This is a genomic window from Streptococcus sp. GMD6S, assembly GCF_000297015.1.
The window spans coordinates 1-16446 of sequence record NZ_AJRH01000013.1 but is presented as its reverse complement, the minus strand read 5'-3'; the positions used below and the strand labels follow the sequence as shown (position 1 = coordinate 16446).

Annotated in this window: 15 protein-coding genes; 7 read left to right on the top strand and 8 right to left on the bottom strand. The window is 42.5% G+C overall.

Annotated elements, in window-relative coordinates:
* Positions 1-34: 34 nt before the first annotated feature.
* From accD to GMD6S_RS03555, 4 genes are all read left to right on the top strand, one after another.
* Entirely contained in the window at positions 35-901 is an 867-nt protein-coding gene (gene accD / locus GMD6S_RS03575) for an acetyl-CoA carboxylase, carboxyltransferase subunit beta (protein WP_001173379.1), read from the top strand.
* Positions 898-1665 (top strand): acetyl-CoA carboxylase carboxyl transferase subunit alpha, encoded by a 768-nt coding sequence (locus GMD6S_RS03570; RefSeq protein WP_001017384.1) that lies wholly within the window; start codon positions 898-900, stop codon positions 1663-1665. Before accD ends, GMD6S_RS03570 begins: the two co-directional genes overlap by 4 nt.
* A 146-nt stretch (positions 1666-1811) precedes the next feature.
* Entirely contained in the window at positions 1812-2513 is a 702-nt protein-coding gene (locus tag GMD6S_RS03565) for a CPBP family intramembrane glutamic endopeptidase (RefSeq protein WP_000750953.1), read from the top strand.
* A gap of 419 nt (positions 2514-2932) precedes the next feature.
* Positions 2933-3658 (top strand): CPBP family intramembrane glutamic endopeptidase, encoded by a 726-nt coding sequence (locus GMD6S_RS03555; RefSeq protein WP_000732997.1) that lies wholly within the window; start codon positions 2933-2935, stop codon positions 3656-3658.
* A 47-nt stretch (positions 3659-3705) separates the two neighbouring features.
* Here GMD6S_RS03555 and nusB read toward each other — a convergent pair whose 3' ends face one another.
* The 8 genes from nusB to gatC form a co-directional block, all read right to left on the bottom strand.
* Positions 3706-4128, bottom strand: coding sequence for a transcription antitermination factor NusB (gene nusB, locus GMD6S_RS03550; RefSeq protein WP_000203660.1), 423 nt, complete (start codon positions 4126-4128; stop codon positions 3706-3708).
* Complete coding sequence (locus GMD6S_RS03545; protein WP_000510584.1) at positions 4121-4510, bottom strand: Asp23/Gls24 family envelope stress response protein; 390 nt, start codon at positions 4508-4510, stop codon at positions 4121-4123. The genes nusB and GMD6S_RS03545 overlap by 8 nt, the downstream gene beginning before the upstream one ends.
* 21 nt (positions 4511-4531) lie before the next feature.
* Positions 4532-5092, bottom strand: a complete 561-nt coding sequence (efp, locus tag GMD6S_RS03540; RefSeq protein ID WP_000568642.1) for an elongation factor P — start codon at positions 5090-5092, stop codon at positions 4532-4534.
* Between the two features lie 81 nt (positions 5093-5173).
* Positions 5174-6301 (bottom strand): SPFH domain-containing protein, encoded by a 1128-nt coding sequence (locus GMD6S_RS03535; RefSeq protein ID WP_000505813.1) that lies wholly within the window; start codon positions 6299-6301, stop codon positions 5174-5176.
* A gap of 8 nt (positions 6302-6309) precedes the next feature.
* Positions 6310-7266 carry a zinc-ribbon domain-containing transport protein gene (locus GMD6S_RS03530; RefSeq protein ID WP_000715067.1) on the bottom strand — a complete coding sequence of 319 codons (957 nt, stop codon included), beginning with the start codon at positions 7264-7266 and terminating at the stop codon, positions 6310-6312.
* 73 nt (positions 7267-7339) lie between these two features.
* Positions 7340-8785, bottom strand: a complete 1446-nt coding sequence (gene gatB / locus GMD6S_RS03525) for an Asp-tRNA(Asn)/Glu-tRNA(Gln) amidotransferase subunit GatB (protein ID WP_001008647.1) — start codon at positions 8783-8785, stop codon at positions 7340-7342.
* Positions 8785-10251, bottom strand: coding sequence for an Asp-tRNA(Asn)/Glu-tRNA(Gln) amidotransferase subunit GatA (gene gatA / locus GMD6S_RS03520; RefSeq protein WP_000143710.1), 1467 nt, complete (start codon positions 10249-10251; stop codon positions 8785-8787). The genes gatB and gatA overlap by 1 nt, the downstream gene beginning before the upstream one ends.
* Positions 10251-10553 carry an Asp-tRNA(Asn)/Glu-tRNA(Gln) amidotransferase subunit GatC gene (gatC, locus tag GMD6S_RS03515; protein ID WP_000705419.1) on the bottom strand — a complete coding sequence of 101 codons (303 nt, stop codon included), beginning with the start codon at positions 10551-10553 and terminating at the stop codon, positions 10251-10253. The genes gatA and gatC overlap by 1 nt, the downstream gene beginning before the upstream one ends.
* 165 nt (positions 10554-10718) lie before the next feature.
* Here gatC and GMD6S_RS03510 point away from each other — a divergent pair, with 165 nt between their 5' ends.
* From GMD6S_RS03510 to GMD6S_RS03500, 3 genes are all read left to right on the top strand, one after another.
* Positions 10719-11411 (top strand): YwaF family protein, encoded by a 693-nt coding sequence (locus GMD6S_RS03510; RefSeq protein ID WP_025172594.1) that lies wholly within the window; start codon positions 10719-10721, stop codon positions 11409-11411.
* 142 nt (positions 11412-11553) lie between these two features.
* The gene (locus tag GMD6S_RS03505; RefSeq protein WP_000155103.1) at positions 11554-13098 is read left to right on the top strand and encodes a peptide chain release factor 3; all 1545 of its coding nucleotides are present in this window, start codon (positions 11554-11556) and stop codon (positions 13096-13098) included.
* Positions 13099-13690: 592 nt separating this feature from the next.
* On the top strand, positions 13691-16446 hold a 2756-nt coding region (locus tag GMD6S_RS03500), incomplete at its 3' end, for an accessory Sec-dependent serine-rich glycoprotein adhesin (protein WP_000466182.1).

Below are 16446 nucleotides of genomic sequence, written 5' to 3'. Positions count from 1 at the left end.
CTTTCAAACAGTATGAGAACTAAAAGGGGGAGTTATGGCTCTATTTAGTAAAAAGGATAAGTATATTCGGATCAATCCTAACCGTTCCGTAAGGCAGAAACCACAAGCCAAGCCTGAGGTTCCGGATGAACTCTTCTCCCAGTGTCCTGGTTGTAAACACACCATTTATCAAAAGGATCTTGGGAGCGAACGAATTTGTCCCCATTGTAGCTATACTTTCCGTATTTCAGCTCAGGAACGCTTGGATTTGACGATTGATTCTGGTAGCTTTGTGGAGATGTTTACGGGTATTGAAACTCAAGATCCATTAAACTTTCCTGGCTACCAGAAAAAACTTGCAACAATGCGTGAAAAGACAGGTTTGGATGAAGCAGTACTAACTGGTACAGCTAGCATCAAGGGACAAAAAGTTGCCCTTGGGATCATGGATTCAAACTTTATCATGGCTTCTATGGGAACCGTTGTGGGTGAAAAAATCACGCGCTTGTTTGAGTATGCAACGGTAGAAAACTTGCCAGTCGTTCTCTTCACAGCTTCTGGTGGAGCCCGTATGCAAGAAGGAATCATGAGCTTGATGCAGATGGCTAAAATTTCTGCGGCAGTTCAACGCCATTCCAAGGCAGGACTTTTTTACCTAACTATTTTAACCGATCCGACAACAGGTGGGGTGACAGCTTCTTTTGCTATGGAAGGTGATATTATCCTAGCGGAGCCACAGAGTTTGGTTGGGTTTGCTGGACGTCGTGTTATCGAAAATACAGTTCGTGAGACCTTGCCGGATGACTTCCAAAAGGCAGAATTTCTGCTTGAACATGGATTTGTTGATGCAATTGTCAAACGGAGAGAATTGCCTGAAACAATTGCTAAATTAGTAAGATTGCATGGAGGAAGTCGCGGATGAATATTGCAAAAATAGTCAGAGAGGCACGCGAGCAGAGTCGTTTGACCGCACTTGATTTTTCCAATGGAATCTTTGACGAGTTTATCGAATTGCATGGAGATCGCTCTTTCCGCGATGATGGTGCGGTTATCGGTGGAATTGGCTGGTTAGGTGAACAAGCAGTAACTGTCGTTGGTATCCAAAAGGGGAAGAGTCTTCATGACAACCTCAAACGGAATTTCGGGCAACCTCATCCAGAAGGTTATCGTAAGGCCTTACGCTTGATGAAACAGGCAGAAAAGTTTGGTCGTCCAGTTGTGACCTTTATCAATACGGCGGGTGCTTACCCAGGTGTTGGAGCCGAGGAACGTGGACAAGGTGAAGCAATCGCCCGAAACCTGATGGAAATGAGTGATCTCAAGGTTCCAATCATCGCGATTATTATCGGTGAAGGTGGATCTGGTGGGGCCCTAGCTCTAGCCGTAGCTAACCGTGTCTGGATGTTAGAAAACTCAATCTACGCCGTACTTAGCCCGGAAGGATTTGCCTCTATCCTTTGGAAGGATGGAAGTCGTGCTATGGAAGCAGCGGAATTGATGAAAATCACTTCGCATGAACTTCTAGAAATGGGAATCGTAGACAAGGTAATCTCAGAAGCAGGGCTGTCAAGTAAAGAACTGCTAAGTTGCGTTAAAAATGAATTGCGTGCAGAACTAGATAGGTTGCAAGAACTACCACTCGACCAACTTATCGAAGAACGTTACCAACGCTTTAGAAAATACTAAGAAAATTTAAAAGCTAGAACAATTTGTTCTAGCTATTTTGATAATAGAGCATGGATAAATATGAATACTCTTGATAAATAAGAAAATAATCAATGGTATATCCTCTATATTGCCCTAATAGAGAGTTTACCATTAGGAGAGAAAGAATGAAAAAGACAATACATTTAGGAATCTGTATGATTTTAATGTTCCTGTACATTTATTTAACGCCATTAGGAGCCATAACTCTAGCTAGGATCTTCGGTTTAGGAATGGACAGCTATATAATCTTCCTAGTTGGAGAAGTGTTGCTTATTTTCTTTTTATTCGTTTTGTGGTTGAAAAAGAAGAAGATGCTCTTTATCTTCGAGAAAAAGGGTTGGCACTGGTCCTATCTCGCTTTCTTGGTAGCTTGTTTCCTTATCTATTCTTTTTTAAATGGATTTAGAATGCAGAATATTCGATTGATTGACCATAGCTTTATTTTCCAAGACCTTCTTTCGGAACTTTACTCAAACGGAAGAGAAACGACTCTATCAAGTCTTATATTTTTAATCTTTAACATTTCAATTGTACCTGTTGTTGAGGAGACAATCTATAGGGGTTATTTTATGAATACCTTCTTTCCGAAGTCGGAGTTTTATTTGGATGTGATCTTGTCTTCTTTCATCTTTGGGCTTAGTCACTTAGTTCTATCCCATCGTGACCCCATCAGTCTCCTAATGTATAGTATTCTTGGTCTTCTATTTGCAGTTGCTTATCGAGTTACGGGTAGTCTTCGATTTACCATTGTTTGTCATAGTTTCTATAATGCGATTCCTTATGCTCCGTCGCTCTTATTTTATATCTATTATTTGATTTTTAGATAGTAGGAAGTAAAGAAAAAGTGTTTGATACTTGTCAAACACTTTTTCTAATTTGATGGGAAGATAGAGAAATCTCTTTTATCAATTTCTTATTTCTCAATGAGTAAAGCTACTGTTTAGGATAAAAAATTGACAGTTGAGGAGACGGACTATAAAATAGACAAAAAGATATATACTGTAGATGTAAGCTTACAAAAATTTATTTTAAGGAGCTACTTGATAGGACAGGTACAGAAACATTTACAGTTCTTTCATCTGAGGACTTAGAGCAAGTTTCAGGTGGTGGTATGATTTGGTTAGTTGATGATAGACATTGGCCTTCGCCATATGCATATAGTTTGGCGACAGAATGGAGTACAATACTGAATCATGCGACTAGACGTGCTTATGGTATTGGCTATTGATAAATTAAAGGTGTAAGTATGAAAAAACTAGGGCATTTGGGAGTCTATACATCACTGGTATTTCTATCGGTTTATCTACCAGAGTTAGGAATTATGCATCTAACTAAGTTTTTAGGATGGGGGATAGATGGTTATTCTATCTTTTTAACAGTTGAAGTAATGGCTCTTTTGCTATTATTTATCTACTGGCTCAAAAAGAAAGAGATGCTCTATATTTTTGAAAAAAAGGGTTCAAAGAAGTCAAGATTCTTTTACCTTGTAGTTGCTCTAGTGGCTACTTATTTTGATCGTCAATTGGTGGATGCTTTTCAGATACAGTTTCATCACCTAATTGATAACAAGTATATCTTTCAAGACCTTCTTTCGATTCTGTACTCCAATGGGCAACCAACTTTTCTATCAACTGTTCTCAGTTTTAGTTTAACAGTAGTCGTCGCACCTATATCAGAGGAACTAATTGATAGAGGGTATTTTATGAATACCTTCTTTCCCCAGTCCAAGTATTATCTGGATGTTATTTTATCAGCTCTTATCTTTGGCCTCAGTCACTTGGTATTATCCCATCGCGATCCTATCAGTTTGATTATTTATAGTTTTGTTGGTCTTTTCTTTGCTCTAGTATATTGGTGGACAAAGAACCTAAAAATCACCATCTTGTGCCATAGTTTTTTCAATTTTCTCATTTATGCAAAACCCATCTGGATTTTTGTTTATAATTATGTCTATTACCACTTTTTAAGATAGTGGAGGCAAAGAAAAAGTGTTTGATAATTGTCAAACACTTTTTCTATTTACTGTTCTTCTGTTACAAACTGGCTGAGTAGTCCGTTGATAAAACGGGCAGATTTTTGATCTGAGAAGTCCTTTGCAAGATCGATAGCTTCATTGACAGCAACCAGCTGTGGGGTGTCAAATGAAGTGATTTCAAAGACTCCCAAGCGAAGGAGGTTTCTCTCCACGAGTGTTAAACGCTCGATGGTCCAACCTGTTTTTAAATGCTGTGTGATTTGCTTGTCTAGTTCTTCCTTTTTAGCCTGAACACCAGAAACTAGCTCTGTCAAAAAGGCTGGAAGTTGCACATCCGTATCTTCACGATCATGAGTATAGGCGAAACGACAAGCAGTTTCGACATCCGTACCGAATTCAAGGCTCATGAGAGCTTGAAAAGCGCATTTACGGAGTTGGCGTCTAGATTCTAATAGTGGACTAGTCATTGAGGAAGTCCTCGTCAAATAGATCTTTCAATTCTGGTTTTGGTGTTTTATCTGGAACGATACCTGCAACGTGGATATTGATAGCAGCGAGTTCTACATCAGCCATATTGCGGACGGCATCTTTAACAGCTTTCTGGATAGCAACCGCTACCTTAGGAACTTTTACTCCGTACTCAAGGTAGAGATAGATATCTGCTGTGAGCTCTTCGTCCACGTTTTTAAGATAAACACCACGGCCAAGAGAAAGTTTTGAAAGGGTGTCAGATACTGATTTGTTTGAAAAAGAGTGAACACCCTCTACTTTTGCAGTAGCAATAGCAATGATTTTTTCAAGTACACGTGGGGCGATAACGATTTCGCCAAGTTGTTCTTCAATTCCCATAGAATGACCTCTTTCTAGAGATTAGGCACGAGAAACGTAAGTTCCTTCTGCAGTGTTGATAACGAGTTTTTGTCCTGCTTCGATGAAGTCTGGAACGTTTACGACAAGTCCAGTTTCCATCGTTGCTGGTTTACCAGAACCTGTAACCGTAGCACCTTTGATAGATGGTTGAGTTTCTGCAACTGTCAATTCAACAGTAGTAGGAACGGTGACACCAATCACTTCAGTTCCGTAGAATTGGATCTTCACTTCTGAGTTTTCAAGGATGTAAAGCAACTCGTTTTCAACGTTGACTACAGGGATTTCGTATTGGTCGTAAGTTTCTGTATTCATGAAGTAGGCTGTGTCATCCATTTTGTACAAGTATTGAGCTGGGACAGTCTCGATGATGGCTTGTTCAAATTTTTCCTCTGGACGGTAGCTTGTGTCAAATGTAGAACCAGTACGGACATCACGCAATTTCATACGCATGATGGTATTTCCTTTACCTGGTTTGTGGTGGCTAGCTTCCAAAACGCGGATCAATTTTCCGTCAGCTGTTTCAAAGGTCATACCAGCCTTTAATTTACTTGCTTCAATCATGTTTTTACCTCTTTAATAAAATAATTTACTCTTTATTGTACCATAAAAGACAACATTACTCAAATGTCAAAAGGAGCTTAATTAGTTGACTGGTACGATATTGCCATCTTCGTCTTTGGTGACGAGGACGTATTTTCCATCGACTTCGATATAAAAATTCTTGCTAGTAGCTTGCCCAGCATTTTGAGCCGGTGCTTGATTTTGGACTTGTTGACTTAGTTGACCACCGAGAGTTTGGCCAAGATTCATGCCCATAAACATGTTCATCCCATTGCCATTTCCTTCGTTGGCAGCAGCAGCAATAAGCGCTTCGTTGCGCGCACGGCGTTCTTCAATCTCAATCGTGTTATACTTCATGGCAGCGAGCTCACTGTCAAGTTTGCGGACAATGGCAAGACTTTCTTGGTCGTAGCTGAGGTCTTCAAGCAAGATATTAGTTGCTTCAATACCGTAGAGGCCTGTCCAAACCTTGTTGACCTCTTGTTTAGCGAGTTCGTTAAAGGTGTCTTGGTTGGCATTGAGGCTATAGATATCAACCTTGTTTTCGTTGGTATATTTGGCAATGGCAATCGCGATTTTCGGTGCGATATTTTGACGGAGCGTTCCTTGAGCTACATCTTGGAGAGTAAATGGCTGTCCGTCAGTAATTTGACGGCTAACAGAACTCACGTAGAAGAGGACTGGATCTGCTATTTTTACATCAAACAAGCCATAGAAACGGATATTAAGCAGCTGTTGGTAACGTTCGCTGAAGTATTCGACCGCATTTTGTGTGCCGAACTTATTACCTGCAATAGGTTGCATGCGGATAAAAATAATTTCTTGTTGGGTGATGACTTGTCCACCGAAAGAGAAACGGTTTTTAAAGTTTTCCCAAGTGCCTTTTAAACCACCTTTTTCAAGGAGCCAGGCGTTATCACCAGCTTGCCATTCGTGGCTACCAGCTTCGAGGACTTCACCAAGGAAGGTACCGTTGTTTACCAAAACAGCGGTATAACCTTGAGGAACGATAACCACACTGCCATCTGACAAAAGTCCAGTATTTTGATTGCTGTGACGAGAACGTCCATCTGGGTCTTTTGTGAGTAATTGTCCCTTGATGGCCAAGGCGTCGCCAGAGACATTGTCTGGAAGGACGATGGCTTCCTTGAATTTACTATCATTAAAACTATTTAAGCCTGCTGATAAGGCTGCACGTATAAATCCCATAATTCCTCCTAATTATAAAGCTCGTCTTCATCCACAACATCATAGGTATCCAGTACCCATTGGTTTGGACTGCGAGAGAGATTGGCACCACAGTAGTCGCACTCGCTAACTGCAGAGATTTTCAATGGGGCGCCACAGTTTGGACAGTGGTCGCTCACAACTTGGTCTGTATTGACTGCTTGCGTTTGGCTACCGTGTTGGCGGATAAAGTTCAATTGATACACGGTGAAGAGATCTTTTTTAGGGTCTCCTTCAAGGACACGGCGAGTCTCATCGTCAATGACATAGTCTCGTAAAATTGATGATAGAATCACCACTAAGGTATCGTTTCCGTCAGGATTTTCAATAAACTCCTTGATGCGAACATTTTCGATACAAACTTTCTCTAAAACATTAGTTGTTTTAGCACGAATATGGTCTTCGAGTTGGGCACTGTGTTGGGAGTAGAGACTGGTACTTTCCAAAGCGCGGACAGAGTTCCAATTTTTCTCAGTCCAGGCAACCTGCAATTTAAGGTAGACTTCCTTAACCCAAGATGTGAAAGCTTCCGCGTCAAAGTTTGGATCTCCGTATTTCACAAGACTAATGGCCCGTGTGTTGTGTTCAACTCGACGATGGAGCGTTTGAGAATCATTACTAGTGTCTGTTGAACTTGAATCTCCAGACTTATTCTGCAAGGATTTGACGATAACAACTAGTATGATTCCTCCGACTAATATGAACATAAATCCTAGATAGGGAGAGCTAGCAGAACTGTCAGAAGATGACCCATATCCAGAGCGGTAGTAGTGGTAGGATGAGCCACCAGAACGACTTCCACCTCCACTTGAGCGGCTGCTACTTCTGGAGCTACTGCGGCTACTCCCTCCACTTCTGGAATGTCCGACACCCGCATCAACGATTTGAGGCACGGATAGAAAAACAAGTAATAAACAGGTCATTAAAAGAGCGTAAAACTTTTTCATGTGTCTCCTAACTATATGATTGAACAGGTAGTTTCTCTCTTGCTGAGTAGACTATTGGGTGACTAGTAGCGAATTACTCACTTTCTTTCAACTTGGCCAATTCCTGTGCAAGTAGTTTAAGGGCAACTTGTGGGTTGGCTTGTCCTTTGGTTGCTTTCATGAGGAATCCTGTGAAGGCCTTGTCTGCGTTGCGTTTGCCTGACTTGAAGTCGGCAACGGCTGCTTCGTTATCCGCAAAGACTTGGTGGATGATTGGAATCAAAACATCTGGGTCTGAGATTTGGACCATTCCTGCTTTTTCCACGTAGTCACGCGCTCCACCGCCATTTTTAGCTAGGTGGACAAAGACTTTTTTGGCAATCTTAGAAGAAATAGTGCCGTCTTCGATGATGGCAATCATTTCAACCAAGTTTTCTGGTGTCAATTCGATTTGTTCGAGAGTTTTGCCTTCTGCGTTCAAGAACTGAGCAACTTCACCTTGGAGCCAGTTAGAGACTTGTTTAGCATCACCACCGAGAGCAACAGCTTTCTCAAAGAAGTCAGAAGTGACTTTGTTTGCAGTCAACTGGCTAGCATCGTAGTCTGACAAGCCAAGGTCAGATACGTAGCGCGCACGGCGTTCCTTTGGAAATTCTGGCAGCTCTGTACGCATTTCTTCGATCCACTCATCAGAGATTTCAAAGAGGGGTAGGTCTGGTTCTGGGAAGTAGCGGTAGTCTGCAGCTCCTTCCTTGACACGCATGAGGATGGTTGCCTTGTTCGCTTCATCGTAACGGCGTGTTTCTTGGCGAATTTGACCACCTGAGCGAAGGATTTCGGCTTGACGTTGGACTTCGTATTCAAGACCCTTGCGAACATTTGAGAAGGAGTTGAGGTTTTTCAACTCAGTTTTGGTACCGAATTTTTCTTGACCATAAGGGCGAAGCGAAATATTGGCATCCACACGCATAGAACCTTCTTCCATCTTAACGTCAGAAATGCCAGCGTACTGGATAACTTCCTTGAGGGCTGTCAGGTAAGCATAGGCTTCTTCTGGGGAACGCATGTCGGCTTCAGAAACAATCTCAATCAATGGTACCCCTTGGCGGTTGAGGTCAACATAGGAGTAGCCATCTGTACCGTGGGTGTTTTTACCAGCGTCTTCTTCTAGGTGAGCACGTTCGATACCGATTTTCTTGGTCGTACCGTCTTCTAGCTCGACTTCAATCCAGCCGTTATAACCGATAGGTTCATCAAACTGAGAAATTTGGTAGGCTTTGGGATTGTCGGGATAGAAGTAGTTCTTGCGGTCAAAGTGCATCTTTTTATGGATGTCCATGTTGAGGGCAAGTGCAGCCTTGATACCTGCATCGACAACACCTTTATTGAGAACTGGAAGTACGCCTGGGAAAGACCAGTCAATTACGTTGGTATTGGCATTTTGGTCATTTCCAAAGTGGGCAGAAGTAGGTGAGAAGATTTTTGAATTGGTGTTGAGCTCTACGTGGACTTCAAGTCCAATGACTGTTTCAAAGTTCATTAGTTATCACCTCCAAAAATCACAGGTTGTTGTTTGTGGTAGTCTGTTGTTGCTTCAAAAGCAGCAGCAGCTTGGTAAATGGTTTCCTCTGAGTATTTAGGACCAATCAATTGGAGACCGACTGGGAGACCTTGAGCAAATCCAGCAGGAATAGAAATTCCTGGAAGACCAGCTAAGTTGACTGGGATGGTCAAAAGGTCAGCCAAGTACATGGCAACTGGATCGTGGTTGAGTGAGTCCAAATCATAGGCAACGCTTGGTGCAGTTGGTCCCAAAATCAAGTCGTAATCCGCAAAGACGTTTTCGAAATCTTGGATGATGAGGGTACGAACTTGTCCAGCCTTCTTGTAATAGGCATCATAGTAACCTGATGAAAGGCTAAATGTTCCAAGCATGATACGGCGTTTCACTTCTTCACCGAAACCTTGGCTACGGCTGTTTACATAGATTTCATCAAGGTTGCTTGCATCTTCTGCGCGGTAGCCATAACGGATACCGTCAAAGCGTTGCAAGTTTGAGGAAGCTTCTGATGAAGCGATGATGTAGTAAACGGCAACACCGTATTTTGAGTGAGGAAGGCTCACTTCTTCGACGATAGCGCCAAGTTTCTCAAAATGTTTGGCTGCCTTGATGATGGTTTCCTTAACCTCTGGGTCAATTCCTTCACCGAGGTATTCCTTAGGCAAAGCAATTTTCATATCCTTGATGTCTTGCCCAATTTTTGAAGTAAAGTCGGCAATGCGGACAGGAGCAGAAGTAGAATCTTTGGCATCTTCGCTGGCAATAGCGTTGAGCAAGAGCGCATTTTCCTTAACAGTAGGTGCAAAAGGTCCGATTTGATCTAGAGAGCTACCAAAGGCAATGAGACCGAAACGAGAAACCGTTCCGTAGGTTGGTTTGAGACCAACAATCCCGTTGAAGGCGGCAGGTTGGCGGATGGAACCACCAGTATCAGAACCGAGTGACAAGCGGACTTGCCCTGACGCTACAGCTGCAGCAGAACCACTTGATGAACCACCAGGAACCTTGCTGTGGTCCCAAGCATTTTTAGTGGCACCATAGTGGGAAGTCTCACCTGAACCACCCATGGCAAACTCGTCCATGTTGGTTTTTCCAACGACAATCATACCCTTAGCTTTGGCATTGGCAACGGCTGTCGCATCAAAGATAGGCTCGTAGTTGTAGAGCATTTTTGAGGCAGCAGTTGTAAGGATACCGTCGGTAGAGATATTATCCTTAACAGCCAGTGGAATTCCTGAAAGGACATTATCCACGTCAATTCCAGCCTCATCAATAGCCTTAGCTTGAGCAAGAGCTTGCTCCTCAGCGATAGTGACAAAAGCATTGATAGCTGTTTCTCGAGATTTAATATCTTCAAGCGTTGCTTGGGTCAATTCAGTTGCAGAAATTTCCTTAGAGACAAGGAGATTGTGCAAGTCTTCAATAGTTTTGTTATTAAAAGTCATTAGGCATCTCCTCCATCATCTAGGATAGCTGGTACCTTGATATAGTAGTTATCTTTTTCAGGTACGTTTTTAAACAAGCGGTCACGGTCTGTTCCTTCTTCAGCCACATCAGGGCGGAGTACAGTTTTGCGGTCTGCCATGGTTGTAGTAGGTGCGACACCAGTTGTGTCGACTTCACCCAGCAATTCAACCATGTCAACAATTTTAGATAAGGTTGTCGCAAAGGCAGCAGTTTCTTCTTCAGAGAATCTTAATTTTGAAAGATTGGCAACGTGTGTTACCTCTTCTTGCGTAATTTTCATCTTGCATCCTTTCGTGAAATGATGATTTTTAGTCTGTTCTATTTTACCATATTTTCCTATAAATAAGGGAGCCAAACTGAAAAGAAATAGAAATTGAAAAATCGCTTTTAATTCGCTATAATGGTTAAACTAGAGAATAGAGAAAATAAGAATTAGAATAGAAATATGTTCCATCAATTTATCACCAGATCTCAGACGGTTCCTCCTCCCATTTCGCTTTTTTGGTATGGGGTTATGATGCTTGTCTTAGTGCTTTGTATTTATGGAGCACTTGCTTATCACAAAAATCCAAAATTTGTTCGCTTGTTTAAGGGGATTCAGATTCTCCAGTTACTAGCCCTATATAGCTGGTATGTTGGCTTTGGGATTCCATTTTCTAATAGCCTTCCTTTTTATCATTGCCGTTTGGCTATGTTTGCGGTGGTTTTCTTGCCAGATAAATGGCGGAGCAAGCAATATTTTGCCCTCTTAGGAGCAAGCGGAGCTGTCTTTGCCTTGGTTTACCCTGTTTTTGATCCCTATGATTTCCCCCATATCACCAGTTTTTCATTTTTGATTGGGCACTATGCCCTTCTAGTGAATTCCTTGGTTTATTTGATGAATCACTATGACAAGACCTTGCTCAAGAAATATATGATTGTAGCCTATACCTTTATCCTCAATCTCTTTCTAGTTGGGGTTAATCAGGTGACGGGTGGAAATTATGGTCTCTTAAGAGATACCCCGTTTATCTCGAATGCTCCTCTATGGATAAAGTACCTCCTTGTGTCGGTCATCCTTTCACTGGCTCTTGTTCTTTTTGATATCTTGTTTAAGAAACGGTGGAAAAAGAGAAATCAGGTGCAATCTGTGCTCTAGCTTGCCTTTTCATCAGATGAGCAATTGAAAAACTCCCCAAAATCCGCTATAATGGAGAGTTGAAAGGAATAGTACAATCCAATGTAAACATCATTCTTAGCAACTGAAACAACTAAAAATAGAAATCAAAGAAAGAGAACTTATGACTATTCAAGAAGAAATCAAGAAACGCCGTACCTTTGCCATCATCTCCCACCCGGACGCGGGTAAGACAACCATTACAGAGCAATTACTCTATTTTGGGGGCGAGATTCGTGAGGCTGGTACGGTTAAAGGAAAGAAAACAGGGACTTTTGCCAAGTCTGACTGGATGGATATCGAGAAACAACGTGGGATTTCGGTCACGTCATCTGTTATGCAGTTTGACTACGATGGCAAGCGCGTCAATATCCTCGACACACCAGGGCACGAGGACTTCTCAGAAGATACCTATCGGACCTTGATGGCGGTGGATGCTGCGGTCATGGTCGTGGACTCTGCCAAGGGTATCGAGGCCCAAACCAAGAAATTGTTTGAGGTTGTGAAGCACCGTGGCATCCCAGTCTTTACTTTTATGAACAAGCTAGACCGTGATGGTCGTGAGCCACTGGACCTCTTGCAAGAACTAGAAGAAGTCCTTGGCATTGCGAGCTATCCTATGAACTGGCCAATCGGGATGGGGAAAGCCTTTGAAGGATTGTATGACCTCTATAACCAACGTTTGGAACTTTATAAAGGGGATGAACGTTTTGCCAGTCTGGAAGAAGGGGATAAGCTCTTTGGAAGCAATCCTTTCTACGCTCAGGTTAAGGACGACATCGAACTGTTGCAAGAAGCAGGGAATGAGTTTTCAGAAGAAGCTATTCTTGCAGGAGAACTGACTCCGGTCTTCTTCGGTTCAGCTCTCACTAACTTTGGGGTGCAGACCTTCCTTGAGACCTTCCTTAAGTTTGCTCCAGAACCACATGGACACAAGAAAACAGATGGCGAAATTGTGGATCCTTATGACAAGGATTTCTCAGGATTTGTCTTTAAAATCCAAGCCAACATGGACCCTCGTCACCGTGACCGTATCGCCTTTGTTCGTATCGTATCGGGTGAATTTGAGCGTGGTATGAGTGTCAATCTACCTCGTACTGGTAAAGGGGCTAAACTGTCTAATGTCACCCAGTTTATGGCGGAAAGTCGTGAGAATGTGACCAATGCCGTGGCAGGAGATATCATCGGGGTTTACGATACCGGTACTTATCAGGTTGGAGACACTTTGACGGTTGGAAAAAACAAGTTTGAGTTTGAACCACTGCCAACCTTTACCCCTGAAATTTTCATGAAAGTTTCTGCTAAGAACGTCATGAAACAAAAATCCTTCCATAAGGGGATTGAGCAATTGGTGCAAGAGGGAGCCATTCAGCTTTATAAGAATTACCAAACAGGCGAGTACATGCTAGGGGCTGTCGGACAACTCCAATTTGAAGTCTTTAAGCACCGCATGGAAGGCGAGTACAATGCAGAAGTGGTCATGAGCCCAATGGGTAAAAAGACCGTTCGTTGGATCAAGCCTGAGGACTTGGACGAGCGCATGTCCTCAAGCCGCAATATCTTGGCCAAAGACCGTTTCGATCAACCAGTCTTCCTCTTTGAAAATGACTTTGCTCTTCGCTGGTTTGCGGACAAGTATCCGGACGTAGAGTTGGAGGAAAAAATGTAACTCAGCACCAACAATTGGAACTAAAGTTCCTAATTGTTGGACGCTAGTCGCTATTTGGCGAACTAGCTAACTGCCTTACTAACTACGTTTGGCAAATAGAATCGATTTGCCAAACTCCGTGTCGTAGTGTAAAATCGGCTTACCTAAACGCTTCACTAGGAAAAATCCACGAATATTATCGATTCGTGGATTTTTTCGTCGGAAAGGCTAGAAAGTTACATCGGCTACCGGCTTCATTGATTCATTTGTGAAACTGCCTTTAAATACTCTACTCCTAAAAGTCTGTGGATGCTATTGATTCATGGACTTTTTCTATATTTTGAATAAAAATCAATTCCCTGAGTGATTGGAATTAGTTACTCGATTTTTTAAGCATTTAGAAATGGTTAAAAAATAAATAAAATATATTAACAGAACAATAAAATGAAGATTATATTGAAAAAACAGAATAGATTTGAAATCAAGTTATTTTTGAAATCATTTTCTTTCTTTAGGATATATTATAGATATTGAATTGTCGGTATATTTGGTATATAATAAGAAGATAGTATTTTATAGGTGAATAGATCTTTTTCAAGTTGAGGGGATGAACATGTTTTTTAGACGCCAGAAGGGTGAATATAGAGAAACAGACCGTGTAACTCGGTTCAAATTAATCAAATCAGGGAAGCATTGGCTACGGGCCTCGACTTCCCTTTTTGGCTTATTTAAGGTGATGCGTGGAAGTGCGGATACGATCCAAGTAAAGACAGAAATGGTTGAAAAGCAAGAAGGTCAGAAGTTGACCGGCGTGGATGTCTTGAAAGGGATAGCAGCTACGGGAACGATCTTAGGTGGTTTTGCTGCGACGCAAACGCGTGTTTATGCCAATGATGCAGTCGCTGTTGAAAAGACTGTCGAATCAAAAGATACCCTGGCGACGAGAGATTCAGTAGTGCTAGGGACGACACAGGATCATCAAGATGCTGCTAGCTTGTCTTTGTCTACCAGTCAAAGCCAGTCATTGTCAGAATTCAATTCGCAGAGCGCCAGTCAATCTGCCTCTACGAGCCAGTCTATCAGTGCCTCAAACTCTTCTAGCGTGAGCCAGTCGATGAGCCAATCTGCTTCCACTAGTCAATCCTTGGCAAACAGTCAAAGTGTAACTGCTAGTTCAAGTGAATCCCTTGGGACACAAAATCAAGCGAATAGTAATCTGTCAGAGAGAGCTTCAGTTGGTGTTCAAAGTCAGTACCAAGCAAGTGAGTCAGCTCGGGAGACAGTGAAAGAATCACAACCTTCGAAAGAATTAAAAGCAGTTGATTTTTCTACAGAATCCTTGCCTCAAAGTCAGTCTGGTCGTGTAAAGAATGAAGGTGTGACGGCTGAATCGAGTTTCACAATGACTTCTGTAGCCTTGACAGAAAAGCAAAGTGAAGAAAAACGGAAGAAATTAGAGGCCTTGTCTGCTGAGATTGGGCAGTTTCTAGCTCAAGCTCAGGGGCTTCCAAACTCGGATGAGGCAATCACGAAGACTAGTCTAGCGAAGAATGAGATAGCAGATGCCTTGAAAGGGGAGCTTTCTGATTTTACTTCTATTTTGAATAAGGCTACAGAAGCTCGAAATAGTATTGCAAATGCTGTGTTACGTGCCAAGTCTGGACTTCGTGACAGCAGAAACGGACAAGCTTTAACCCAAGCTTCAAATACCGCTAGCTTCAGAGCTGCTAGGGATACAGAGAAGCCAGAACTTCAGAAAATAACCGTTACAGGTGGCGCAGTTCTAGAAGGACAAAAATTTAAAATTTATCGAGAAGAAAATTTTTCTGCGACCATTGAGTTTACTGATAACAGTGGTCGAATTGAACATGCAAAATTTGTTCCTACTGCTGTTCCCGCGGCCTATCCGGCTACTTCAACTGTTGTCTCATTCACTACGAGTAATGGTCAAAGTATCAGTATGATTGTTCCGACAAATAAACTAGCCAAAGATGGAAATGCTACAGCATCAAATCCTTTCACCGTTTCAATCACGGGTTCTGTTGGAAAAAATCAAGCAGTAAATAGTTTGTGGACCCGTTATGTTTTCACCTATGATCAGGAAGGTAATTTTAGCGGAAATACTACTGACGTAGGTCTTGTAAAAGATTTAACAGCCAACCCTGCCGCAATTCAATTTGAAGTCCATGCTCAGTCTGAAAAGTACGAACCAGCTATCAATGCTGAGGTGAATCGAAACTTTACTCTAACGGCCAATTCAGGGACTGTTTCTGTTGGTGAAGCCAGTCAGTACATCACGAATGCTACAGGGACACCAGAATTACCTACTACAGGAATTACTAAGGGAACTAGAACAACCTATACTTGGAAATCTGGAACCAATACGAATTTGTCTGCTGGTCGGCATACTTTGACAGCGGTGGTAACTTATCCAGATGGAAGTACGGATGAAATTGACGTGAGCTTTACTGTGCGCCCTCAGACGCCAAGGATAGAGAATCAATATCTTAACGAAAAAGGTGGGCTCTCAAATCAAGCGATTACGGTAGATGGGGTTGCTCCAGATGGGACTGTTACTCTTACAATTGCAGGGGAGATGTTCACCAAACAAGCAACGGTGAGCTCGACTAGTGTAACCTTTACTGCAAATGAGCTGAAGAAGGTATATGATCGTAATGGAGGACGACTTCCTAGTGGACCGGTGACTGCAAGTACGACAGTGGATGGTTTGGTTTCAGATACATTTAATGGACAAATCACGCCAAATCAAGCGTCAATTTCAGTAAGTAATAGCCAGTCTGCTTCAGCAAGTGCAAGTCAATCAGCCTCAGTAAGCTCCAGCCAATCTGCATCATTGAGTGCTAGTCAATCCGCCTCAGTAAGTTCAAGCGAATCTGCATCTGTAAGCTCGAGTCAATCCGCTTCAGCGAGCTCGAGTCAATCTGCATCATTAAGTGCAAGTGAGTCAGCATCAGTAAGTGCTAGCCAATCCGCTTCAGCGAGTGCAAGTCAATCAGCATCAGTGAGCGCAAGTCAGTCTGCCTCAGTAAGCTCGAGTCAATCTGCATCATTGAGTGCCAGCCAGTCAGCTTCGGTAAGTGCCAGCCAATCCGCTTCAGTAAGTTCGAGCCAATCCGCTTCAGTGAGTGCCAGCCAGTCTGCGTCCGTAAGCTCAAGCCAATCCGCTTCAGTGAGCGCAAGTGAATCAGCATCATTGAGTGCAAGTCAGTCTGCTTCAGCGAGTTCGAGTCAATCTGCATCTGCAAGTGCAAGTCAGTCAGCGTCAGTGAGCGCAAGTCAGTCTGCCTCAGTCAGCTCGAGCCAGTCTGCATCATTGAGCTCTAGTCAATCCGCTTCAGTAAGCACAAG